Origin of the sequence: Arthrobacter sp. SPG23, assembly GCF_000876655.1 — a bacterium.
GTDB lineage: Bacteria > Actinomycetota > Actinomycetes > Actinomycetales > Micrococcaceae > Arthrobacter.
In genome coordinates, this window is record NZ_JYCN01000018.1 from 346,553 (window position 1) to 369,730 (window position 23,178).

The following is a 23,178-nucleotide window of genomic DNA, read 5'->3' on the forward strand; positions in this document are numbered from 1 at the left end:
TTTCCCCGCAACGAAAACGCGGGTGCGGCCCGGAACCGGCGTATTGCTACGCCGGTTCCGGGCCGCACCCGCGATGTCAGCTGGTGGGATCAGAGAGCTGTGGAATCAGAGCTCGGAGGCCGGCACTCCCACACCGAGGATGATCGGCTCGCTGGCCGGCGCTTTGGCGGGCACGTCCACCTTCGCCGGTTCGGGTGCCTTTGCCTCGTGGGTGTGCCCTGACGCTGCAACCGGAGCAGTCTCGTGGTGTTCCACGGACGTTTCGTTGGCTGCGCCCTGGGCGCGGCTGGCGCTCCGGTTGCGGCGGGGCCGGCGTGCCCGGCCCTGTACCGCGGTGTGGTCGGTGTAGTCGGGTTCAGCAGCCTGCGCTGCCGGTGACTGGGCCGACGGAACACGGGCCTGTGCCTGGGCGGCCGGGGCCTGCTGTTCAGCCGGTTCCGCCGGGGCCTCAGTGGCAGCCGGCTCACCCAGGTGCGCGAAGGCCTCGGCGAGGCGGTCGAGCGTCAGGGCGGCTCCGGTGGCAGGTGCTTCCCCGGCGTGCTCAACAAACGGCAAGGCCACCTTTTCGCCGCCGAAGGTCAGGACCGCCGCGGGGCGCCCTGCAGCAGCCACCTCGGTTTCCGACACCTTGGCCGGCCGGGCCGTGGCGGGCTGCGTGGTGGACGGCTGGGCCGGCGCGGGCTGGGCCGCCCCTCCCCTGACCGGCATTCCCGCCATCCCGGAAGGAGACTGGGCGGCCAGTGCCTGGCCTACTGCTTGTGCGGCACTTGCCTGAGCCGCGGCTGCAGGGGCTGCATGGCCGGTCTCGGCGTCGTGCAGGTGGGCAGCATGTGCTGCCGCTGCGATGTTGGCCAGCGCCACGCGGGTTGCTTCAGCCTTGGCATGGCGTTCGGCGTCGGTGGGCTCATGGTGCACCGGAGCCGGCGTCGACGGGGCAGCCTCGGAAACCGGCTGGCCGCCCTTGCCCCGGCGGCGGCTCTTGCGCTCCGTGCGGGGAGGCTGCGGCGTTTCCGTCCGCTGCACGTGATGTTCGGCGGCAACGGTGTTGGCGCGGCGGTGTTCCACCGGCTCGTCATGGGTGACTATGCCGCGGCCGGCGCAGGCCTCGCACTGCTCGCCGAAGACTTCCAGCAGGCCGGTGCCCATCCGCTTGCGGGTCATCTGCACCAGGCCCAGGGAGGTCACTTCCGCAACCTGGTGCTTGGTCCGGTCCCGTCCAAGGCACTCCACCATGCGGCGCAGCACGAGGTCGCGGTTGGATTCCAGCACCATGTCGATGAAGTCGATCACGATGATGCCGCCGATGTCGCGCAGCCGCAGCTGGCGCACCACTTCCTCAGCCGCTTCCAGGTTGTTCTTGGTGACGGTTTCCTCAAGGTTGCCGCCGCTGCCGGTGAACTTGCCGGTGTTGACGTCCACCACGGTCATGGCTTCGGTGCGGTCGATCACGAGGGAGCCGCCTGAGGGCAGGAAGACCTTGCGGTCCAGGGCCTTGTGGATCTGCTCATCGATCCGCCAGGCCGAGAAGATGTCCGCGTCCTTGGTCCACTTTTCGAGGCGGCCCACAAGGTCAGGGGCCACGTACGTTACGTACGCTTCGATGGTGTCCCAGGCTTCCTCGCCCGAAACGATCAGCTTGGAGAAATCCTCGTTAAAGACGTCCCGGACCACCTTGATGGTGAGGTCAGGTTCGCCGTAAAGGAGCTCCGGGGCGAGGATCTTGGTGGACGTGGCCTGGCTTTCAATGCCTTCCCACTGGGCACGCAGGCGGTTGATGTCGTGCGTCAGCTCTTCCTCGGACGCGCCCTCGGCAGCGGTGCGGACAATGACGCCGGCGTCTTCCGGCAAGCGGTCCTTGAGGATCCGCTTGAGGCGGTTGCGTTCGACGTCGGGCAGTTTCCGGGAGATGCCGGTCATGGAACCGCCGGGAACGTACACGAGGTAGCGGCCGGGAAGGGAAATCTGGCTGGTCAGGCGGGCGCCCTTGTGGCCCACCGGGTCCTTGGTGACCTGGACGAGCACGGAGTCGCCGGACTTCAGGGCATTCTCGATCCGGCGCTGCTTGCCTTCCAGGTTGACGGCGTCCCAGTTGACTTCGCCGGCATAGAGGACGGCGTTGCGGCCGCGTCCGATGTCCACGAAAGCGGCTTCCATGGACGGCAGCACGTTCTGGACCTTGCCCAGGTAGACGTTGCCGATCAGCGAGTCCTGCTGGGTCTTGGACACGAAGTGCTCAGCCAGGACGCCGTCTTCCAGGACGCCGATCTGGATTCTGTCGTCGCGCTGCCGGACGATCATCTGGCGGTCCACCGATTCACGGCGGGCCAGGAACTCGGCCTCGGTGATAACGGTACGGCGGCGGCCGGTGTCGCGGGATTCGCGGCGGCGCTGCTTCTTGGCCTCAAGCCGGGTGGAACCCTTGACGGACGTGACGCGGTTGTTGACCGGCGCCTCGCTGATCGCCCTGGGGGCACGGACCCGGGTCACGGTGTTGGGCGGGTCGTCGTCTCCCCCGCCGGTCAGTTCGAGGTCCTGGTCACCGCGACGGCGACGACGACGACGACGGGAGGTGACGCCGTCGTCCGCGGTACGGGTGGACTCCTCATCGGTGTCTTCGTCGCCCGCGGTGCCTTCGGCTGCTTCGGTGTCACTGGCAGTTTCCCGGTCGGTTACGCGGCTGCGGCCACGGCGACCGCGGCTGCGGCGGCGGCGGGAGCCGCCGGCGTCAACTTCCTCGCTGTCCTCTTCGGTGTCTTCCTCTTCGCTTTCCTTGGCCACGGCTGGCGTCGCTGCCGGGCGGACCACGGTGCTCAGGTCCGGTGCCTGGAAAATCATGGAGGTCACCGAGCCGGGCTCGAGGAAGAGGGCGCCAACAGGGCTGGCGGCTTCGGCCGCTGCGGGCTGCTCAGCCTCATTCACGGGAGCGGCAGGTTCCTGGCCCGCTGTCTCCTGGACTGCGGGTTCCTGGCCTTCAGTTCCCTGGCCTGCGGCGGCTACGTCGTCTTCGGCTGCCGGCTCTGCAACGGTGGCGGCTTCCTGGACGGCGGTATCCTGGGCCGCAGGCTCAGCGACCGGCAGGGCGTCCGCAACTTTTGCGGGGGCCTTGGCGCGCGAGGCGCGCCGGCGGACCGGCTTTTCAACGACTTCGGCCGGCGCTGCTGCTTCCCCTTCGGGTGCAGCGTCAGCCTGCCCTGCCTCGACCGGGGCTGAGGCTTCGGCTGCGAATACCGGAAGCGGCTCGGCAGGCTCCACCTTCTTGCGTGAACGGCTGCGGCGCGCCGGCGGCTTTTCCTCGGGAGCGGCCTCGGCAGGGGCTTCCGCCGATTCGCCGGCTTCAACGGCGTCCGCCTTCGGGGCGGCCTTGCGCCTGGTCCGGATGGCCCGCTTCGGCGGTTGTGGAGCTGCAGCTTCGTCGCCGGCAGCGGTTTGTTCGTTAACGTTTAGAACCTGGTCATTATCCATATGTAGCGACACTCCTGCCCCTGACGCACCGCCACATCCGGCACCCATTGGGGCGCATATTGTCAAAACCCGCAGGCGTTGACAGAAGTCAATTGGATACCCTCAGGTTCGCACCGGCAGTGGGGTGCGGCAGCCCTGGAGGGCCGGTGGCGTTGTTCTGAAACCCGTTGTTCCTGAAAGCCACAACCAGGTGCCGTCCAATGGCATTGCCGGGAGGCCGGGATCTATCGTGGATCCGGAGCGTGCCCTGCTCATCATTGGCGGTCTTACAAACAAGCCACCGGACCGGAATTCGAATGTGGATCGTATTCCAGCCAGCTTCATTCTCTCATACGCTCGCTCAAACGAGGGGGAGGCGGGGCCGGCGGCCCGATAATCGGGGCGCGTCCGGGCGGAGTCTGTGCGGCCCGTCCAGCCTCCGGCGTTACAATCAGGGCGAGGAGCCCTCGAGAAAAAGGACGCGACATCCCATGCCCAGCATCTCCAATTCCATGCAGAACAATTTGGTGGACGGCGACCTCCGCGAGCGTTCAGCAGCGCAGGAAGGCCTGCCTCCGATGACCCGGGACAAGCCGTTTGGCTGGTTGCTGGTGATTACCGGCGCTATCGGCTGGCTCGCCTCCGGCGCCCTGGTCCTGGAAAAGCTGGCGGTCCTCAAGGACCCGAACCACGTAACGGCCTGCGACGTCAATCCGTGGGTCTCCTGCGGGGCCGTGATGCAGACCTGGCAGAGTTCCCTCTTCGGCTTCCCCAACATGTTTATTGGCATCGTGGCCTTCGCCGTAGTGATCACCACGGGCATGGCTGTTCTTTCCGGCGCCACGTTTGCCCGCTGGTACTGGCTTGGCCTGCAGGCCGGCGTCACACTTGGCTTTGCCTTCGTGGTGTGGCTGTGGTCGCAGGCGCTGTACTCCATCCATATCCTGTGCCCGTTCTGCATGGTGGTCTGGGCCGCGATGATTCCGCTCTTTGTGTGGGTCACGGTCCGGAACATCACGCACGGAGTGATCAAGCTTCCGGCCGGCGCTATGAAGATCGCCGGCGACTCCGGCTGGATCGCCGTCGCGCTGCTGTACGTGGCCGTCATCGCCACCATCTTCTTCGCCTTTATCCAGGTGTTCATCGGGACGTCCGGCTACTAAGCCAGAGAAAAGCGCGAGCGTACAGTTGAGGCCCCTGTTTCTTCGGAAACGGGGGCCTCAACTGTACGCTCGCGCTTAAGAGGAGGGACTTATCTGTCCGCTCGCGCTGAAGGCTGTTAGTCCTGGAACCAGATCTTGATCTCGCGCTCGGCTGACTCGACGGAGTCGGAACCGTGGACCAGGTTCTGCTGCACCTTCAGGCCCCAGTCGCGGCCGAAGTCGCCGCGGATGGTGCCGGGCGCCGCCGTCGTCGGGTCCGTGGTGCCGGCGAGCGAACGGAAGCCCTCGATCACGCGGTGGCCCTCGAAGATCGCCGCAACGACCGGTCCGCTGAGCATGAACTCGACGAGCGGCTCGTAGAACGGCTTGCCCACGTGCTCCTCGTAGTGCTGCTCCAGCAGTTCGCGGCTGGCATCGACCTTCTTGAGCTCGGTGAGGGTGTAGCCCTTGGCTTCGATCCGGCCGAGGATGGCGCCGGTCAGGTTGCGGGTCACGCCGTCGGGCTTGATCAGGACGAGGGTGCGCTCAATGCTCACAGCTTCTCCAATGTGTTGGGGGTGGGATTCGGAAACCAGTCTAGTGGCTTTGCTCTTCGGGGTGGGCGGCTTCCCACTCGGCCTGTTCGCGTTCGCGCTGCGCGGCCTCGCGGTCAATCCGGATGCCGGTCCTGATGCCGTACCACCAGGCCACGGCAAAGAGGATGCCCACCACGAACATCATGGGCTCAATGAATCCGGTGAAGATCAGGACGAGCTGCAGGATCCAGCCCAGCGCCACACCCCACGGTTTGGACAGCACGGCGCAGGTGAACACCAGCACCAGGCTCAGGACGATGCCGACACTGAGGATCACGGCCGGCGGGAACTCGTCACGGCGGAGCCCAAAGACCGCCAGGGTGGCGAAGAATGCCACGAACGCTTCGAGCACCAGGACCGTGGAGGCGAACATGACTTTGGTGGAGCGCCGCTTCTTGGGCATGCCGGGCCGCCACTCCCGCTGCGCCTTGGTGAGTCGGGCCATGGTCAGGCGTCCGCCTTTCCGAGCAGGATCCGGGCTTCGGCCACGAGTGTGATGGAACCGGTCACCAGGACACCGCCGGCGAGGTCCTCGTTGGCTTCGGCATGCTCCACGGCCCACTCCAGGGCGTCGTCGAGTTTGTCGGCAACATGGATGTTGTCCTCGCCGAAGCCCAGGTCCAACGCAATTTCCGCGAGGTCCTCGGCCGGTACTGCACGGGGCGAGTTGGACTGGGTGAAGCAGTATTCGGCCGCGAGGTCGCCCAGGGACTCCTTGAGCTGGCGGAGGATCTCTTCGGCGTCCTTCTCCTTCAGGACGCCCACCACCACCACGAGTTTGGTGAAGCTGAAGGCTTCATGGATCGCTTCGGCCGAAACGCGGATGCCCTCCGGATTGTGCGCGGCATCCACGATGATGGTGGGAGCAGTGCGGAGAACCTCGAGCCGGCCCGGTGACGTCACCGAAGCAAAGGCCTCCTGGAGGACTTCGGGGTCCAGCGCCTTCTCCGCGCCAAAGAACGCCTCCAGCGCGGCAATGGCGACGGCGGCATTCTCCGCCTGGTGCGCTCCGTGCAGCGGCACCAGCAACTCCTCGTAGCGTCCGGCCAGGCCCTGGATGGTCACCATCTGGCCGCCGACGGCAACAGTCCGGGATTCGACGCCGAATTCCACGCCTTCGAAGCGGTAGGGGACCTGCACTTCGCGGGCCTTCTCGAGCAGCACCTGGGCGGCGCCGACGGGCTGTGCGGCGCTGACCAGGAAGCCTCCCGGCTTGATGATGCCTGCCTTCTCGAAAGCGATGTCCTCGGTGGTGTCGCCCAGAAGGTCCGTGTGGTCCAGCGAAATGGGAGTCACCACGGCCACCTGGCCGTCACCGACGTTCGTGGCATCGGTGATGCCGCCCAGTCCCACCTCCATGACGGCGACGTTGACCGGCTGGTCCGCGAACACGGCGAAGGCCAGGATGGTCAGGCACTCGAAGTAGGTCAGCCGGGGCTGGCCCTCAGCTTCCAGCTCGCCGTCCACGATCTGCAGGTAGGGGCGGATCTCGTCCCAGATCCGGACGAAGGTCTCATCCGGAACGGGGGCGCCGTCGATGCTGATCCGCTCGGTCACCTTCGATAGGTGCGGGCTCGTGTAGCGTCCGGTGCTCAGTCCGTGGGCGCGGAGACCCGCTTCGATCATGCGGGCCGTGGACGTTTTGCCGTTGGTGCCGGTGACGTGGATGATCGGGAAGGCCTTGTTGGGCTCCCCGAGCACGTCCATGGCCCGGTACAGCGGCGCGAGGCGCGGCTCCATCTTGTTTTCCGGCGCCCGGCCCAGCAGTTCGGCGTAGACGCTCTCTACGGAAAATTCGTCAGTCATTGCTTAGGCCTCTACTTTTTCTGCCGCGGTCTTGACAACGCTGACCTGCGGTTCCTTGACGTCGGCCGGAACGGTGTCCAGCTTGACGGTCAGGGTTTCGGTCTTGACGAGTTCCGCGTTCGCCAACAGGGCATCAACGACGTCCTGTTTCGCGGTGACTGTGGTGTGGATCCGGTCGCTCACGTTGAGTCCGGCATCCTTGCGGGCCTGCTGGATGGCGCGGACCATGTCGCGGGCCGCACCTTCGGCTTCCAGTTCCGGTGTGACTTCGGTGTTCAGCACCACGAAGCCGCCGCCCGGCAGCACGGCAGCTGCCCTTGTGGCAGGACCAGTTCCCTCGCCACCCGCCGCTTCCGCCACGACAGTTTCCAGGGTGTACTCCTGCGGCTCCAGTACGAGGCCGCCTGCGGTGACCACTCCGGCGTCGTTCACGGACCAGTCGCCGGACTTGGAGCCCTTGATGGCCTGCTGGACGTTCTTGCCCAGTCGCGGTCCGGCGGCGCGGGCGTTGACCACCAGCTTCTGTTCGATGCCGAACTCCTCCGGGGAGGCGCTCTCGGCGTCCAGCAGGCGGACTGAGCGCAGGTTCAGTTCATCGGCGACGACGGCGGCGAAGCCTGCCAGCGCGTCCGCGCCGGGTGCCACGACGGTGAGCTCCTGCAGCGGCAGGCGCACGCGGAGGTTCGCTGCCTTGCGCAGCGATGACCCGGTGGAGCAGATCTGCTGTACGCGGTCCATGGCCTCGACGAGTTCCGGGTTGGCCGGGAAGAGTCCCGCGTCAGGCCAGTCGGCCAGGTGCACGGAGCGCCCGCCGGTGAGGCCGCGCCAGATCTCCTCAGAGACCAGCGGCAACAGGGATGCGGCCACGCGGGAGACGGTCTCCAGCGCGGTGTACAGCGCATCGAAGGCGTCAACGTTCTCGTCAAAGAAACGCTGGCGGCTGCGGCGGACGTACCAGTTCGTGAGCATGTCCAGGTAGCTGCGCAGTTCGTCGCAGGCACCGGAAATGTCGTAGCTGTCCAGCTGGGCCGTCATGTTCCGGACCAGGTCCCCGGTGTTGGCCATGAGGTACTGGTCCAGGGTGTCGGTGTAGCCGTCGTACCGCAGTTTGGCGTCGTACCCTGCGCCGCCTGCAGCGGCATTCGTGTAGAGCGTGAAGAAGCTGTAGACGTTCCAGAGCGGCAGGATGACCTGGCGGACGCCGTCGCGGATGCCCTGTTCGGTGACCACCAGGTTGCCGCCGCGCAGGATCGGGCTGGACATCAGGAACCAGCGCATGGCGTCGGAGCCGTCGCGGTCCAGGACCTCGGAGACGTCCGGGTAGTTGCGCAGGCTCTTGGACATCTTCTGCCCGTCGGAGCCGAGCACGATGCCGTGGCTGATGACGTTGCGGAAGGCCGGCCTGTCGAACAGCGCGGTGGAGAGGATGTGCAGCATGTAGAACCAGCCGCGGGTCTGGCCGATGTACTCGACGATGAAGTCCGCCGGGTTGTGCGTGTCGAACCATTCCTCGTTCTGGAACGGGTAGTGGACCTGGCCGTAGGGCATGGAGCCGGAGTCGAACCAGACGTCCAGCACGTCCTCGACGCGGCGCATCACGGACTGGCCCTCTTCCGGGGTGCGGGGGTCGTCCGGGTTCGGGCGCGTGAGCTCGTCGATGAACGGCCGGTGCAGGTCAACCTGCCCGTCCTTGTTCAGCGGCAGCCGGCCGAAGTCGGCTTCGATCTCGGCGAGCGAGCCGTACACGTCGGTCCGCGGGTATTCAGGGTCGCTGGACTGCCACACCGGGATGGGGCTGCCCCAGTAGCGGTTGCGGCTGATGGACCAGTCGCGGGCGTTGGCCAGCCACTTCCCGAACTGGCCGTCCTTGACGTTGCCGGGGATCCAGTTGATCTCCTGGTTCAGCTCGGACATGCGGTCCTTGAACTTGGTGACCTCCACGTACCAGGAGGACACAGCGCGGTAGATCAGCGGGTTGCGGCAGCGCCAGCAGTGCGGGTAGCTGTGCTCGTAGCTGGCCTGGCGGACCAGGCGGCCCTGTGCCCGGAGGACCTGGGTGATGGGCTTGTTGGCCTCGAACACCTGCAGGCCCACGATGTCGTGCAGGTCGCCGTGCGAGAAGAGGGGCAGGAACTTTGCGCCCTCGTCCACGGAGAGCACCACGGGGATCCCGGCTTCCTCACAGACCTTCTGGTCGTCCTCACCGTAGGCGGGCGCCTGGTGGACGATGCCGGTGCCGTCGGTGGTGGTCACGTAGTCGGCCACGAGGAAGCGCCAGGCGTTCTCGGTGCCGTACTTTTCGGTGTCGCTGAAGTCACCCCAGAGCGGCTGGTACTGCAGTCCGGCCAGCTCGGCGCCCGTGTACGTGGCGGTGACCGCGGCTTCCGCCTCTTCAACGCCGGCGGTGCCGTCGCCGTAGCCAAGGTCCTTGGCGTAGGCGCCCAGCAGGTCCGCTGCGAGCAGGAAGCTGCCACTGACCGGGGCATCCGCTGACGCGGCCTTGATGCCGTTGGGTCCGGCCGGCAGCACGGCGTACGTGATGGACGGCCCGACGGCGAGCGCCAGGTTGGTGGGCAGCGTCCACGGCGTGGTGGTCCAGGCGAGCGCCTGCACTCCGGCAAGCTCCTTCGACAGCTCCGACTCCCCCGCCGTGATGGGGAAGGTGACCGTGACGGTCTGGTCCTGGCGGTTCTTGTAGACGTCGTCGTCCATGCGGAGTTCATGGTTGGACAGCGGCGTCTCGTCCTTCCAGCAGTACGGCAGGACGCGGTAGCCGTTGTAGGTCAGGCCTTTTTCATGCAACTGCTTGAAGGCCCAGAGCACAGACTCCATGTACTCGACATTGAGCGTCTTGTAGTCGTTGTCGAAATCCACCCAGCGCGCTTGGCGGGTGACGTAGCTCTTCCACTCGTCCGCGTACTTCATCACGGAGGCGCGGCAGGCGTCGTTGAACTTGTCGATGCCCATGGACTCGATCTGGGTCTTGTCCGTCATGCCCAGCTGCTTCATTGCTTCCAGCTCGGCAGGGAGCCCGTGGGTATCCCAGCCGAAGCGGCGTTCGACGCGGCGGCCGCGCTGGGTCTGGTAGCGGCCCACCAGGTCCTTGGCGTAGCCGGTCAGCAGGTGGCCGTAGTGCGGCAGGCCGTTGGCGAAGGGCGGGCCGTCGTAGAAGACGAACTCGTTACTGCCGGGTGTTCCGCCAGGGAGGTCAGACTCGCGCTGGTCGATGCTCGCCTGGAAGGTGCCGTCCTGGTCCCAGTACTTGAGGATGCGCTCTTCGATCTCCGGAAACTTCACAGAGGCGGAAACGCTGCTAGTGCCTGATGGTGCGGCTGAGGCCTTGGGGTAATAGGTCATCTCGACATCCTGGGTTGAGCTAGTGAACAAGTGGATCATTCAGGATGCGAGGACGGCCCGTACGCTGCTTTGCAACAGCACCGGCACCGCGGTACCACCTCACTTACCGTCGCAGGACCTCCCCACAAAAGTGGAGCCATCCCGGCGTCGGCCGCTCATTGCTGCTGTGACGGGCTTACCCGTCCGGTTCTACTGTTCCGGGTTCCTGCGCCGCAGGGCCCGAAGGTTCTTCCGGAAGCTCACCGGTGATGGCCGGGTCAACGCTGATATTCGATTCTAACCGGAGTTGCGGTGTTCTCCAGTACCCCGGGGCACGAGCCCGCGGCCCGGCCGTATGATTCCATCCGGCCGGGCCGCCGTCATCCGGCCAGGCGGCAGCTAGTCCCGGCTCAGCCCTGCTTGCGGATGAGCTTGTAGTTGGCAGCCTGCGCGACGGGCCGGATCACGATCTGGTCCAGGTTGACGTGGTGCGGCGCCGTGACAGCGTAGCGGACCACGTCGGCCACGTCGTCAGCCGTGAGCGGCTTCTCGACCCCTTGGTATACCTTCCCGGCAGCCTCCTGGTCGCCCAGCCTGTTGAGGGCGAACTCCTCGGTGTGCACCAGGCCCGGAGCAACTTCGATGACCCGGAGGTTGTTTTCCACTTCCTCCAGCCGCAGTGCACCCGTCATGGCGTGCTGGGCGAACTTGGCAGCGTTGTAGCCGGCGCCGCCCTCGTAAGCGGAAAGTCCCGCGGTCGACGTCAGGTTCAGGACGGTCCCCTCGCCACAGGCCCGCAGCATCGGAAGGAAGGCCCGGGTCAGTTTCATGGTCCCCAGGACGTTTACGTCGAACATCCATTCCCAGTCTTCGGTCTTGGCGTCCGCGATCCGGTCGGCACCACGCGCACCGCCGGCGATGTTGATGAGGGTGTCGATTCCGCCGGCCCGTGTCACTTCGTCGAGGAGGCGTTCCACGTCATCGTCGTCGGCAATGTCCGCCGCAATGGCCGTGGCTCCGGTGGCCCCTGCGAGCGCCGCCAGCCGGTCCGCCCGGCGTGCAACGGCGAACACTGTCCACCCTTCGGCCCGCAACGCGCGGACCGTGGCCTCGCCAATGCCGGTGCTTGCTCCCGTAACTACTGCTGCCTTCGTGTGCTTATCCTCAGTCATGGCACCACCCTAGCGTCGCGGGGAAGTCCGTGAAACGTTCCTGCACGTGGGCGAACCCAGTCCGAAGCGACGCCGACTGCTGCAGGGCGCAGCCGGGGAGCATGAAACAATTGCTCCATGGCTGAAGACACTCAGGGTACAGACACGCCCACCACCGCCCCTATCAACGTTCCGGATAAGCCCGCCCTGGAGGGGTTGGAAGCTGCCCTGACGCAGCGCTGGCTTAACGAAGGAACCTACAAGTTCAACCGGGAGACCAGCAGGGAGCAGGTCTACTCGATCGACACTCCCCCGCCCACTGCGTCGGGGTCCCTGCACGTGGGGCACATGTTCTCCTACACCCAGACCGACGTCCTGGCGCGCTACCAGCGCATGACCGGCAAGAATGTCTTTTACCCGATGGGCTGGGACGACAACGGCCTGCCCACCGAGCGCCGCGTCCAGAACTACTACGGCGTGCGCTGCGATCCGGCTATCCATTACGACGCCGACTACCGACCGCCGGCTGAGCCCGCCAAAAACCAGCGCGACTTTGACGTCATCTCGCGCCGGAACTTCATCGAGCTGTGCGAGGAACTCGCCGTCGAGGACGAGAAGGTCTTCGAGAACTTGTTCCAGACCCTTGGCCTGTCCGTCGACTGGGACCTGACGTACCGGACCATCGACGACAAGTCGCGTGCCATATCCCAGCGGGCCTTCCTTGCCAACCTCGCCGCCGGCGACGCCTACATGGCCGAGGCCCCCACGTTGTGGGACGTCACCTTCCGCACCGCGGTGGCCCAGGCCGAACTTGAAGACCGCGAGGTCGCCGGAGCCTACTACCGCTACCCGTTCTTCACCGAAGACGGCGAGAAGCTCTACATCGAGACCACCCGCCCCGAACTGCTGGCAGCCTGCGCCGCCCTGGTGGCAAACCCCGACGACGAGCGTTACCAGCCGCTGTTCGGCAAGAAGGTCACCTCTCCCCTGTTCGGCGTCGAAGTGGAAGTGAAGGCCCACCACCTTGCCAAGGCTGATAAGGGCTCGGGCATTGCCATGGTCTGCACCTTCGGCGACCTCACCGACGTGACCTGGTGGCGCGAACTGCAGCTGCCCACCCGGGCGATCGTGGGCCGCGACGGACGCATCATCGGCGACACGCCCGAATGGATCACCACCGACGAGGGGCGCGCGGCCTTTGCGGCGATCGCCGGCAAGACGGTCTTCAGCGCGAAGGAAGCGGTCGTCGAGCAGCTCGCTGCTGCCGAACTCCTCGACGGCGAGCCCAAGAAGATCATGCACCCGGTCAACTTCTTCGAGAAGGGCGACAAGCCCCTCGAGGTGGTGACGTCGCGCCAGTGGTACATCCGCAACGGCGGACGTGACGAGGACCGCCGCGAACGCCTGATCGGGCGTGGCAACGAGATTGAGTTCCACCCGGCCTTCATGCGTTCGCGCTACGAGAACTGGATCTCCGGACTGAACGGCGACTGGCTCGTGTCCCGCCAGCGCTTCTTCGGCGTGCCGGTCCCGGTCTGGTACCCGCTCGACGCCGACGGAAACCCCGACTATGACGCCCCGGTGCTGCCGACCGATGAACAGCTCCCGGTCGATCCGGCCGCCGACGCCGCCCCCGGCTACGAAGAAGCCCAGCGCGACCAGCCCGGCGGATTCACCGGTGACGCCGACGTCCTGGACACCTGGGCCACGTCCTCGCTGACGCCTCAGATCGTGGGCGGCTGGAGCACGGATGAAGACCTCTTCACCAAGGTCTATCCGTTCGACGTGCGCCCGCAGGCCCACGACATCATCCGGACGTGGCTGTTCTCCACCGCCGTGCGTGCCGACGCGCTGCAGGACACCGCGCCGTGGAAGCACGCGGCCATCTCGGGCTGGATCCTCGACCCGGACCGCAAAAAGATGTCCAAGTCCAAGGGCAACGTGATCGTACCCACCGACGTCCTGAACGAGTACGGATCGGACGCCGTGCGCTACTGGGCGGCATCGGCCAAGCTCGGGGCGGACACCGCCTACGAGATCGCCCAGATGAAGATCGGCCGCCGCCTGGCCATCAAGCTCCTCAACGCCTCGAAGTTCGTCCTGAACCTGGGTGCCACGGAAAACTCGGTGGTCTCCGCCGACCTGTCGGTGCTCACGAACCCGCTGGACCGCGCCGTGCTGGCGCAGCTCTCGGACGTCGTGGCACAGGCCACCAAGGCCTTCGAGAACTACGACTACGCCCGTGCCCTCCAGATCAGCGAGAGCTTCTTCTGGCAGTTCACGGACGACTACGTGGAACTCATCAAGGACCGGGCCTACGGTGCGGCAGGCGAATCCGAGCAGGCTTCCGTGCTGGCAGCCCTGGCCACCAGCCTTGACACCCTGCTGCGCCTGTTCGCGCCCTTCCTGCCCTTCGCCACCGAAGAGGTCTGGGGCTGGTGGCGCAGCGGCTCGGTGCACCGTGCCGAGTGGCCCGCGGCCCTTGAGGTGTCCGACGGCGACACCACCATGCTCGCGACTGTGGGAATCGCGCTGAGCGGCATCCGCAAGGCGAAGTCCGAAGCGAAGGTCAAGCAGCGCACTGAGGTTCTCTCCGCGACGATTACGGCCACGGAGTCGCTCACCACGCAGCTGAAGGCCGGCCTTGCAGACCTGAAGGCAGCCTCCAATGCCCGTGAACTGACACTCGTGGCAGGCGAGGGCGAACTCACTGTCGGCGACGTTGTGCTGGCAGCTCCCGAGGAGCCCGCCCAGGCCTAGTCCCGTCCAGCGGCGCCCGGCCGCTGCAAAAACGGAGGTGCCTCCGCATGGTTCTGAACACGTGTTCAACCAGGCGAAGGCACCTCCGCTTGCGTTTCCACGGGACTGCTCACATCTCGAATGCGGTCTCGAAGCGCGTCAGGAGGGGCGGCCCGGACAGAATGGTCCCGAGCGTGCTGGCACCGTCGCCGGCACGCCAGGCGCGGTATGCCTCGTCGTGCTCCACGGACGCCCAGCGCTCCACCACCAGGACGTGCGCAGGATCCCTGCTGTCGGTCAGCACATCCACGCCGAGGCAGCCGTCAAAGGCCCGGGTGACGGCAAGGATTTCCCGGAGCATGGCCGGCGCCGCATCCAGCGAGTCTGCTTTGAGGTTCAGGTCAAGGTGGGCTGTGATGGACATGATGCTCCTGTTTTTGGGCAAAGGGGAAGCCCCATCAGCGTTTTGCCGTTGGTGGGGCTTCGACTTTTTCGATTGTCTCGTGACGTCTGTGACAATCTGGCGGAATCCTCGGAAGTCCAGGTCTTCCTACCTCGTCACTGGTAGCCAGCTTCTGACTTTGCCGAAGGCTGCGTCAGATGCGTGTCACTGAATCTTTGGTTTCCGTGTCCCGCTTCTTTCGAAGTGGGTAAGAACTATTGTTGTCCCACCCAGGGGGATGCGCAAGGGTCCGGGAAGAACTACACGGCAGTAATTCCCGCCGCCCGCGAAACGGCCCCAGGAAGAACCCGTCAGTTGAATTCCGGCTGCTCCGTACGGCTGCGCTTTATTTCGAAGAAGTGGGGGTACGCAGCCAGGGTCACTGCGGCGTCCCACAGGCGGCCGGCTTCCTCGCCGCGGGGAATACGCGTCAGCACCGGGCCGAAAAAAGCCGTGCCGTTGAAGGCCACCACCGGCGTTCCCACATCCTGTCCAACCAGGGAGATGCCCTCTTCGTGGCTGGCGCGGAGCTGCACGTCGAAGGCATCCGAGGAGGCCTCGGCCGCCAGGGATGCCGGTAGTCCGCACTCCGCCAGGGCTTTGCTGATCACGATGCCGAAGTCCTTCTCGCCGCCATCGTGGATGAGGCTGCCCATGGCGTCGTACAAAGGCTTGATGACCTGGTCACCGTGCTGCTCACGGGCGGCAATGATGACGCGGACAGGGCCCCAGGCCTTGTCCATTGCCTCACGGTATCCGGGGTCCAGCTCACGGCCCTCATTCAGGACGGCAAGGCTCATGACATGCCATTCCGTCTGGATATCGCGGACTTCCTCCACTTCGCCCACCCACCGGGAGGTGATCCAGGCGAAGGGGCACAGGGGGTCGAACCAGAAGTCGGCTTTGCTCGTGGTGGTCTCAGGCACGGAAGTCTCCTCGTAAAGTCATCAGGGCATGGCGCGGTCCGGGCGCACACCTACCAAGAGCAACGAACTACGCAGATTTATTCCGCCGCTTCGCCACCACATCGTGGGCGATCATGGTGGGCGGGGCCTTCTTGGCCACCACGTCGGCAGTGATGACGACGCTGGCGATGTCGTCCCGGCTCGGGAGATCGAACATGACGGGGAGGAGTACTTCCTCCATGATGGCGCGGAGCCCGCGGGCACCGGTGCCCCGCTCCAGGGCCTGGTCGGCGATCATGTCCAGCGCTTCGTCGTCAAAAAGCAGTTCCACGCCATCCAGCTGGAACATCTTCTGGTACTGCTTCACGAGCGCGTTCTTCGGCGTGGACAGAATCTGGATCAGGGCCGGCCGATCCAGGTTGGAGACCGTGGTGATGACGGGAAGACGGCCGATGAATTCCGGAATGAGACCGAACTTCAACAGGTCCTCCGGCATGACCTCGCCGTAGGAGTCGGAGTTGTTCTTGACTTCGTTCAGCGGGGCACCGAAACCGATGCCCTTGCGGCCGGAACGGGAGCCGATGATGTCCTCGAGTCCGGCGAAGGCTCCCGCAACGATGAACAGCACGTTGGTGGTGTCGATCTGGATGAATTCCTGGTGCGGGTGTTTCCGGCCGCCCTGCGGGGGTACAGAGGCCACCGTGCCTTCCAGGATTTTCAGGAGCGCCTGCTGCACGCCCTCGCCGGAAACGTCCCGGGTGATGGACGGGTTTTCGCTCTTCCGGGAAATCTTGTCGATCTCGTCGATGTAAATGATGCCCTGTTCGGCCTTCTTGACGTCGTAGTCGGCGGCCTGGATGAGCTTCAGGAGGATGTTCTCCACGTCCTCGCCAACGTAGCCGGCCTCCGTCAGTGCCGTGGCGTCTGCGACGGCGAACGGTACGTTCAGGCGCCGGGCAAGGGTCTGCGCGAGGTAGGTCTTGCCGCAACCGGTGGGGCCGATAAGGAGGATGTTCGACTTCGCGATCTCGACGTCGTCGTGGTGGACGCCTTCGGCGAGGCTGCCGCTCTTCGGTGCGTGGCCGGCCTGGATCCGCTTGTAGTGGTTGTACACCGCAACGGCGAGGGAGCGCTTGGCCGGTTCCTGGCCTATGACGTATTCCTGCAGGAAATCAAAGATTTCGCGCGGCTTGGGCAGTTCGAAGCTGCCGAGGTCCGCTACTTCCGCGAGTTCCTCTTCAATGATCTCGTTGCAGAGCTCAATGCACTCGTCGCAGATGTAGACGCCGGGCCCGGCAATGAGCTTGCGCACCTGCTTCTGGCTCTTTCCGCAGAAAGAGCACTTCAGCAGATCCGTGCTCTCGCCAATCCGAGCCATATGTGAACCCCTTAGTATCCTGCTGCTACCGCAGCACTGCACCGGTTGCTGGAATCACGGTGGGTCCGGAAGGTCCGGCCGTGACATGTTCCACTCTAGGTCACATTCGGCCTGAGAGGTGGAACCTTACGCGTTGAAAACGAAAGCCGGTGCGGTCCATTTTCCATGAACCGCACCGGCTCCGCGTGTCGTGCTACTTACCTGGTGATCGCCTGCGGCTTGATCTTGCGGGAATCAAGGACCTGGTCGATGAGGCCGTAGGACTGCGCCTCGGCGGCGGTCAGGATCTTGTCACGTTCGATGTCGTTGTTGACCTGCTCGGAGGTCCGGCCCGAGTGCTTGGCCAGCGTATCTTCGAGCCATGAACGCATGCGCATGACTTCCGCGGCCTGGATCTCAAGGTCCGAGGCCTGGCCCCCCTGGCCGCCGGAGAGCGCCGGCTGGTGGATCAGCACGCGCGCGTTGGGCAGTGCCAGGCGCTTGCCCGGTGTTCCCGCCGCGAGCAGGACGGCCGCGGCGCTTGCGGCCTGGCCCAGGCACACCGTCTGGATCTCGGGACGGATGTACTGCATGGTGTCGTAGATGGCCGTCATGGCGGTGAAGGAACCGCCCGGGGAGTTGATGTACAGCGTGATGTCGCGGTCCGGGTCCGTGGACTCAAGCACCAGCAACTGCGCCATGACGTCGTCAGCCGACGCGTCGTCCACCTGCACGCCGAGGAAGATGATGCGGTCCTCGAACAGCTTGGTGTACGGGTCCTGGCGCTTGAAGCCGTAGGGGGTGCGCTCCTCGAACTGCGGCAGCACGTAGCGGCTGGTGGGCAGGTTCCCGGCAGACGATCCGAAATTGTAGTTCATGTTCATTTCTCCTGGAATCATTTCTGTCTACGCCGGTTACTTTTCCGAGCCGCTGGCGTTTTGCGTTCCGCCGCCGCCGGCCACGGATCCCGCATGCGCGGCGATCTTGTCGAAGAAGCCGTACTCGAGGGCTTCCGTCGCCGTAAACCACTTGTCGCGGTCGTTGTCCTTGAGGATGGTCTCCACGGTCTGGCCGGTCTGTTCGGCGGTGAGTTCCGCCATGACCTTCTTCATGTGGAGGATGAGCTCGGCCTGGATCTTGATGTCCGAAGCCGTGCCGCCAATACCGCCGGACGGCTGGTGCATCAGGATGCGCGCGTTTGGCGTGGCGTAGCGCTTGCCCTTGGTGCCGGAAGACAGCAGGAACTGCCCCATCGAAGCAGCGAGGCCGGTGGCGACGGTGACGACGTCGTTCGGGATGAACTGCATGGTGTCGTAGATGGCCATGCCTGCCGTCACGGAGCCGCCCGGCGAGTTGATGTAAAGGTAGATGTCCTTATCGGGGTTCTCCGCGGACAGCAGCAGCAACTGCGAGCAGATCGCGTTGGCGTTTTCATCGCGGACCTCGGAGCCGAGCCAGATGATTCGCTCTTTCAGCAGGCGGTTGTAGATGTAGTTGTCCTGGGCTGCCGGATCGACAGTAGCCATCCGGGGGGCCCCTGCTTGCTGTGACATATGTACTTACCTCTCGCTGGCGACGGTGACGTCACGGGACGACGTCACTGAAAATCACTACTTGGACACTAACCGGTTTAGGGGCCGTTTTGTTCTCAGGCATCGCGCTGTTCGCTGACGGCGCACGATTGGCGCAACGGCGCCGCACAGCACGGCACAGCCGCCATTCCGGGGTTAAACGGAGGAAGCCCCCGGATCTGGGATCCGGGGGCTTCCATGGAATGCGTGTTAGAACTTCACTGCTGCCGGATCATCGCTCGGCGCGGCTTCGTCGGTGGCAGCTTCGCCTTCAACGGCGTCGCTGTCGACGGCGGGGGCAGCTTCAGCGGCAGCTGCTTCTTCGCCGCCGGGGCGGACGAAGTCGCTCAGGTCAACCTTGTTGCCTTCAGAGTCCGTGACCTCGGCCTGGCCCAGTACTACGGCCAGTGCCTTGCGGCGGCGTACCTCGGAAACCATCATGGGAACCTGGCCGGACTGATCGATGATCTGGGCGAACTGGTTCGGGTCCATGCCGTACTGGCTGGCGGTGGTCACGATGTAGTCGATCAGCTCGTTCTGGCTGACTCCGACTTCTTCCTTGTCAGCGATGGCGTCCAGGATGATCTCGTTCTGGAAGGCCCGCTCGGTGTTGGCCTTGACCTCGGCGCGGTGCTCTTCGGTGTCGTGTTCGCCGTCGCCGTGGGAGTTCTCGGCCTTGAAGTGCTGCTCAAGCTGCTCTTCGACGACCGAAGCGGGGACGGGCACCTCAACGAGCTCGACGAGCTTGTCCAGGACCTTGTCGCGTGCCTCAACACCCTGCTCGACAACCTTGGATTCGGCCGCCTGCTTGGCGAGGTCCTCGCGCAGTTCAGCCAGCGTGTCGAACTCGGATGCCAGCTGGGCGAAGTCGTCGTCGGCCTCGGGAAGCTCGCGCTCCTTGACGGACTTGACGACCACCTTGACCTGGGCAGCTTCGCCGGCGTGGTCGCCGCCAACGAGGGTGGTGTCGAAGATGGCGTCTTCGTCGGCGCTGAGGCCGGTGACTGCCTCGTCCAGGCCTTCGAGCATGGTGCCGGCGCCAACCTGGTAGGACAGACCGGAAGCGGAATCAACTTCGGCGCCGTCGATCGAGGCGGTGATGTCGATCGTCAGGAAGTCGCCGTCGGCAGCCGGACGGTCCACGGACTTCAGCGTGCCGAAACGGCCGCGGAGTTCGTCGAGCGCCTTGTCAACGTCTGCTTCGGAAGACTCGGCAGCGGCGACCTCAACCTTGATGCCCGAGTAGTCGGGCAGTTCGATCTCGGGGCGGATGTCAACCTCGGCGTGGAACTTGAGTTCGCCGTCGGTCGCGGTGGGGTCCGGGACCTCGGTGATTTCAACCTCGGGACGGCTCAGGGGGCGGATGCCGGTTTCCTGGACAGCCTCCTGGTACCAGCCGTTGAGGCCTTCGTTGATGGCGGTCTCCAGCACGTAGCCGCGGCCGACGCGCTGGTCGATCAGCTTTGCGGGGACCTTGCCCTTGCGGAAGCCAGGGACCTGGATCTGCGAAGCAACAGTCTTGTATGCCTCATCGATGCTGGGCTTCAATTCCTCAAAGGGGACCTCAACATTGAGCTTGACCCGCGTGGGGGTGAGGTTCTCGACAGCGCTCTTCACAGTCTAAGTACTCCTGGTTTTGTGGGATGGGGTTCTGCAAACGCAATGATCTGACAAGCTGCAGAGTCGGGGTGACAGGATTTGAACCTGCGACTTCCTGCTCCCAAAGCAGGCGCTCTAGCCAAGCTGAGCTACACCCCGTAAGTGCACAGAACAGTCTACGGTCATATCGGCCGGATATGCACATTTGACACTGGGGCCCTGAATTAGGTTTAGTTATATCCGGCTCGAGCAGCCGACCGGAAGAAATGCACCAACAGCCCTGCGGATCAGCAGAACGGCTTGATGCCTTTCCACGGGGACGTAGCTTAATGGTAAAGCCTCAGTCTTCCAAACTGATTACGCGGGTTCGATTCCCGTCGTCCCCTCCAGGACACAACAGGAAAGCCCCTCTTCGGAGGGGCTTTCCTGTTGTTCCGGCGACTTCGCCTCAGGATGCCTGCTGGCACACGGGGCACCAGTAGAGCTTGCGCGCGGCAAGGTCCGTCAGGGCGACCGGGGAACCACATACGCGGCAGTCGAGGCCGTGCCGCCGGTACACGAAATGGGACTCCTCCGGCGCCGGAAGTCCAGCGGCGGGCTCGGTCCAATAGCCGGGAGGCGTGGTGATGATCCTGCCGTCCCGGACGCCGTCGGACATCATGGCGACGGTATCCACCCACAGACCTGCCGCCGCTTCCGCGTCCAGGGAGCGTCCGGGCAGCCAGGGATCCAGGCCCTGGCGGAAGAGCAGTTCGGCGCGGTAGACGTTCCCGACGCCGGCAATCACCTTCTGGTCCATCAACAGTGCCGCGAGGGGCGTTTTCCGTGCGCGCACCCCGTCAATGAAATGGTCCTTGTCCTTGGAAAAATTCCGCAGGGGGTCGGGCCCCAGCCGGGCCAGGACAGCGTCAGCCTCCGCCTCGGTGATGGCCTGGCACGTGGTGGCGCCCCTGAGGTCGGCCCAGCCGTGGGCTCCGGCAAGCCGGACACGGACGGCGCCGACGGGCGCCGGCGGCCGCGTGTAGCCTGGGACGCCGTCGTCGATGCCCACGCCGTCGTCGAACACCTCCCGCTCCCCCACCTTCCGGGGCGCACCGATGCTTGACGCACCCCGGAACGTGGCGTCACCGCCGAAGTCCCAGGCGCCGTAGAGGCCGAGGTGCACGTGCAGGACCAGGCCGTGGTCGAAGTGCAGGAACAGGTGCTTGCCGTGCGCCACTGTGCCGACCATGGTGCGGGCGTCCAGCAGCGCTGCGCCGTCGGCGAACCGGCCCTGCGGGCTGGAGACCGCGAGGCGCTGGCCGGAGAAGACGTCCGCGAACTGGCGCGCCAGCCGGTGGACCGAATGCCCCTCGGGCACTAGGCGATGACCTCGCCGGTGTTCTCGTAGGCCGCGATCTTGCCGATGCGGCGGACATGGCGTTCATCGTTGCTGAACGGTTCCTGCAGGAAGGCTTCGATGATTTCGGTTGCCTCGTCCACGCTGTGCTGGCGGCCGCCGACCGCAACGACGTTGGCGTCATTGTGTTCGCGGGCAAGGGTTGCGGTGGACAGGTTCCATGCCAGTGCCGCACGGACACCCTTGACCTTGTTGGCAGCGATCTGCTCGCCGTTCCCCGAGCCGCCGAGCACAATGCCCAGGGCGTGGATTCCGGCAGCCTGGTCCGCCACGACGGCGAGCGCAGCGTGGATGCAGAAGGACGGGTAGTCGTCCAGCGCGTCGTAGACCTCGGGCCCGTGGTCCACCACGGTGTAGCCCTTGGCCGTGAGGTGGGCTACCAGGTGGGCGCTGAGCTCCATGCCGGCGTGGTCGGTGGCGATGTGGACGCGCGGGAAATCGGAGGATGTTGTCACGGCAAAATCCGTTCAGTCATAAGCGCCGGTAGGCTTCCGGGCTGCTTCGGGGGTCGGATCCAAGGGTACTAGCCCGGAGGTGCCGGCTGCCTGCCATGAACACTCTGCGGACGTCCGGCGGCGAAACCAGGGAAGACCCTCAGGGCTGCGGCGGGCGCTTCTCGCCCCGTGCCCGGGCGGCCACGCGTGACAGGACGGCGGCCACTCTTTCGGCGGAGTCTGCGCTGCCGCCGCTGACAGCCAGCTTCTTGCCGTCGGCGCGGTTGACGACGACGGCGGGACCGCTGCTGACCAGCATGGCCGTGGTGCCGCCGTGGTGCCGGTAGCCCCAGCCGCCGTAGTCCGCTGCGCGGACAACCGCCGGCGTGGCCGACGAAATCGCCGACGCCGGCACTTCCATCACGCGGACGAATCCCGCGGCGAAGACCCGCAATCCGCTCCGGTCAACGATGACCCGGGCAAAGAGGAAGGCGGCTGCAAGTACCGCCAGCGCCACCAGGAGGGCACCCAGCCACGGGACGGCGATGGAGAGGAGGGCTGCAGGGAAGAGCGATGCGACGCCCAGCATCACGAACACCGAGCTGCGCGCATGGACCCACAGCCGCACTGAATCCGCCGCCAGCTCCGGGTCCGTTTCGAGGGCCAGCGCCTCCTGCAACGCGCGCTCATCGTCCACTGACCACCGCTCGTCGGCCTTGAACACGAAGCCCATGACGACGCCGAGCGGAAGTGCCGCCCCGCTCCCGAGGGCCAGCACGGTGAGATCCACCCGTGCTTCGCGGACATCGGCGATTCCCGCCTGGCCCACCAGGACGGCCGCCAGCACGGTGGTCACAAAGAGGCTGAGGCTTAGTCCGATGCCCATCATGAGACGCCGCATGACGGCGGGCCGGCTCAATGGGACGGCCTGCCCCAGGACCAGCCAGCCCACCACCGCGATGATCAGGCCGCCGAAGGTCACGAAGGCCGGGAACGGCGCAAATCCGGCCGGTCCGGCGTCGGACCACTGCACCGCCATGGGGTCCGGCACGTCCGTCCGGAGCAGGAACGCGCAGACAACAAATGCCAGGGCCAGCAGTGCAGGGAACCCCACCGCGAAGCGTAGCGCCCTGATGTCCACCGAATCCCGGAACTTTCCCATACCCCAACGCTACTCCGCGCCGGTGCCTTGTGATCCACCTAACTTGCCATCGCCCCACGAAGTGAAAGAATAACTTCACAGTGCCGGCAATGACCGTT

17 protein-coding genes and 2 tRNA genes are annotated in these 23,178 nt (G+C 65.4%); 3 read left to right on the forward strand and 16 right to left on the reverse strand.

Features of this window, described 5'->3' with window-relative positions; translation table 11 throughout:
- Positions 1 to 105: 105 nt before the first annotated feature.
- Entirely contained in the window at positions 106 to 3,462 is a 3,357-nt protein-coding gene (locus TV39_RS12390) for an Rne/Rng family ribonuclease (protein WP_043482059.1), read from the reverse strand.
- Positions 3,463 to 3,932: 470 nt separating this feature from the next.
- Between TV39_RS12390 and TV39_RS12395 the strand changes: the two genes are divergently transcribed.
- Positions 3,933 to 4,604: a vitamin K epoxide reductase family protein gene (locus TV39_RS12395; protein ID WP_043482062.1), complete on the forward strand. Its 672-nt coding sequence runs from the start codon at positions 3,933 to 3,935 to the stop codon at positions 4,602 to 4,604.
- 116 nt (positions 4,605 to 4,720) lie between these two features.
- Here the strand turns inward: TV39_RS12395 and ndk are convergent, their stop codons facing one another.
- The 5 genes from ndk to TV39_RS12420 all read right to left on the reverse strand — a co-directional run bounded on the left by ndk (position 4,721) and on the right by TV39_RS12420 (position 11,493).
- Positions 4,721 to 5,140: a nucleoside-diphosphate kinase gene (gene ndk / locus TV39_RS12400; protein ID WP_043482064.1), complete on the reverse strand. Its 420-nt coding sequence runs from the start codon at positions 5,138 to 5,140 to the stop codon at positions 4,721 to 4,723.
- A gap of 40 nt (positions 5,141 to 5,180) precedes the next feature.
- Positions 5,181 to 5,624 carry a DUF4233 domain-containing protein gene (locus TV39_RS12405; protein WP_043482066.1) on the reverse strand — a complete coding sequence of 148 codons (444 nt, stop codon included), beginning with the start codon at positions 5,622 to 5,624 and terminating at the stop codon, positions 5,181 to 5,183.
- A gap of 2 nt (positions 5,625 to 5,626) precedes the next feature.
- On the reverse strand, positions 5,627 to 6,985 hold the full coding sequence (locus TV39_RS12410) for a bifunctional folylpolyglutamate synthase/dihydrofolate synthase (RefSeq protein ID WP_043482068.1): 1,359 nt from the start codon (positions 6,983 to 6,985) through the stop codon (positions 5,627 to 5,629).
- Positions 6,986 to 6,988: 3 nt separating this feature from the next.
- Positions 6,989 to 10,342 (reverse strand): isoleucine--tRNA ligase, encoded by a 3,354-nt coding sequence (gene ileS / locus TV39_RS12415; protein WP_043482071.1) that lies wholly within the window; start codon positions 10,340 to 10,342, stop codon positions 6,989 to 6,991.
- A gap of 389 nt (positions 10,343 to 10,731) precedes the next feature.
- On the reverse strand, positions 10,732 to 11,493 hold the full coding sequence (locus tag TV39_RS12420) for an SDR family oxidoreductase (protein WP_043482073.1): 762 nt from the start codon (positions 11,491 to 11,493) through the stop codon (positions 10,732 to 10,734).
- Between the two features lie 117 nt (positions 11,494 to 11,610).
- On the opposite strand from TV39_RS12420, the gene valS reads away from it, so the two are divergent.
- Positions 11,611 to 14,232: a valine--tRNA ligase gene (valS, locus tag TV39_RS12425; protein WP_043482075.1), complete on the forward strand. Its 2,622-nt coding sequence runs from the start codon at positions 11,611 to 11,613 to the stop codon at positions 14,230 to 14,232.
- Between the two features lie 109 nt (positions 14,233 to 14,341).
- Here the strand turns inward: valS and TV39_RS12430 are convergent, their stop codons facing one another.
- From TV39_RS12430 to TV39_RS12460, 7 genes are all read right to left on the reverse strand, one after another.
- Positions 14,342 to 14,635, reverse strand: coding sequence for a putative quinol monooxygenase (locus TV39_RS12430; protein WP_043482077.1), 294 nt, complete (start codon positions 14,633 to 14,635; stop codon positions 14,342 to 14,344).
- Positions 14,636 to 14,964: 329 nt separating this feature from the next.
- Entirely contained in the window at positions 14,965 to 15,579 is a 615-nt protein-coding gene (locus tag TV39_RS12435; RefSeq protein ID WP_043482080.1) for a mycothiol-dependent nitroreductase Rv2466c family protein, read from the reverse strand.
- 67 nt (positions 15,580 to 15,646) lie between these two features.
- Complete coding sequence (gene clpX / locus TV39_RS12440; RefSeq protein ID WP_043482082.1) at positions 15,647 to 16,936, reverse strand: ATP-dependent Clp protease ATP-binding subunit ClpX; 1,290 nt, start codon at positions 16,934 to 16,936, stop codon at positions 15,647 to 15,649.
- A 197-nt stretch (positions 16,937 to 17,133) separates the two neighbouring features.
- Complete coding sequence (locus TV39_RS12445) at positions 17,134 to 17,793, reverse strand: ATP-dependent Clp protease proteolytic subunit (protein ID WP_043482275.1); 660 nt, start codon at positions 17,791 to 17,793, stop codon at positions 17,134 to 17,136.
- Between the two features lie 36 nt (positions 17,794 to 17,829).
- Complete coding sequence (locus TV39_RS12450) at positions 17,830 to 18,441, reverse strand: ATP-dependent Clp protease proteolytic subunit (protein ID WP_043482084.1); 612 nt, start codon at positions 18,439 to 18,441, stop codon at positions 17,830 to 17,832.
- Between the two features lie 255 nt (positions 18,442 to 18,696).
- Complete coding sequence (gene tig, locus TV39_RS12455; protein ID WP_043482086.1) at positions 18,697 to 20,103, reverse strand: trigger factor; 1,407 nt, start codon at positions 20,101 to 20,103, stop codon at positions 18,697 to 18,699.
- A 66-nt stretch (positions 20,104 to 20,169) separates the two neighbouring features.
- Positions 20,170 to 20,244 (reverse strand) — tRNA-Pro (locus TV39_RS12460).
- Between the two features lie 156 nt (positions 20,245 to 20,400).
- Between TV39_RS12460 and TV39_RS12465 the strand changes: the two genes are divergently transcribed.
- Positions 20,401 to 20,474 (forward strand) — tRNA-Gly (locus TV39_RS12465).
- A 59-nt stretch (positions 20,475 to 20,533) separates the two neighbouring features.
- On the opposite strand, the gene TV39_RS12470 is transcribed toward TV39_RS12465, so the two are convergent.
- The 3 genes from TV39_RS12470 to TV39_RS12480 form a co-directional block, all read right to left on the reverse strand.
- Positions 20,534 to 21,445: an Fpg/Nei family DNA glycosylase gene (locus TV39_RS12470; protein ID WP_043482088.1), complete on the reverse strand. Its 912-nt coding sequence runs from the start codon at positions 21,443 to 21,445 to the stop codon at positions 20,534 to 20,536.
- Positions 21,445 to 21,939, reverse strand: a complete 495-nt coding sequence (locus tag TV39_RS12475) for a ribose-5-phosphate isomerase (protein ID WP_043482090.1) — start codon at positions 21,937 to 21,939, stop codon at positions 21,445 to 21,447. Before TV39_RS12475 ends, TV39_RS12470 begins: the two co-directional genes overlap by 1 nt.
- 139 nt (positions 21,940 to 22,078) lie before the next feature.
- Positions 22,079 to 23,080, reverse strand: coding sequence for a hypothetical protein (locus TV39_RS12480; protein ID WP_043482091.1), 1,002 nt, complete (start codon positions 23,078 to 23,080; stop codon positions 22,079 to 22,081).
- Positions 23,081 to 23,178 lie beyond the last annotated feature (98 nt).

Coding starts and splice junctions, on each gene's coding strand:
- TV39_RS12390 (WP_043482059.1), bottom strand. CDS start 3,462: ATGGATAATGACCAGGTTCTAAACGTTAACGAACAAACCGCTGCCGGC.
- TV39_RS12395 (WP_043482062.1), top strand. CDS start 3,933: ATGCCCAGCATCTCCAATTCCATGCAGAACAATTTGGTGGACGGCGAC.
- TV39_RS12405 (WP_043482066.1), bottom strand. CDS start 5,624: ATGGCCCGACTCACCAAGGCGCAGCGGGAGTGGCGGCCCGGCATGCCC.
- TV39_RS12410 (WP_043482068.1), bottom strand. CDS start 6,985: ATGACTGACGAATTTTCCGTAGAGAGCGTCTACGCCGAACTGCTGGGC.
- ileS (WP_043482071.1), bottom strand. CDS start 10,342: ATGACCTATTACCCCAAGGCCTCAGCCGCACCATCAGGCACTAGCAGC.
- TV39_RS12420 (WP_043482073.1), bottom strand. CDS start 11,493: ATGACTGAGGATAAGCACACGAAGGCAGCAGTAGTTACGGGAGCAAGC.
- valS (WP_043482075.1), top strand. CDS start 11,611: ATGGCTGAAGACACTCAGGGTACAGACACGCCCACCACCGCCCCTATC.
- TV39_RS12430 (WP_043482077.1), bottom strand. CDS start 14,635: ATGTCCATCACAGCCCACCTTGACCTGAACCTCAAAGCAGACTCGCTG.
- clpX (WP_043482082.1), bottom strand. CDS start 16,936: ATGGCTCGGATTGGCGAGAGCACGGATCTGCTGAAGTGCTCTTTCTGC.
- TV39_RS12445 (WP_043482275.1), bottom strand. CDS start 17,793: ATGAACTACAATTTCGGATCGTCTGCCGGGAACCTGCCCACCAGCCGC.
- TV39_RS12450 (WP_043482084.1), bottom strand. CDS start 18,441: ATGGCTACTGTCGATCCGGCAGCCCAGGACAACTACATCTACAACCGC.
- TV39_RS12480 (WP_043482091.1), bottom strand. CDS start 23,080: ATGGGAAAGTTCCGGGATTCGGTGGACATCAGGGCGCTACGCTTCGCG.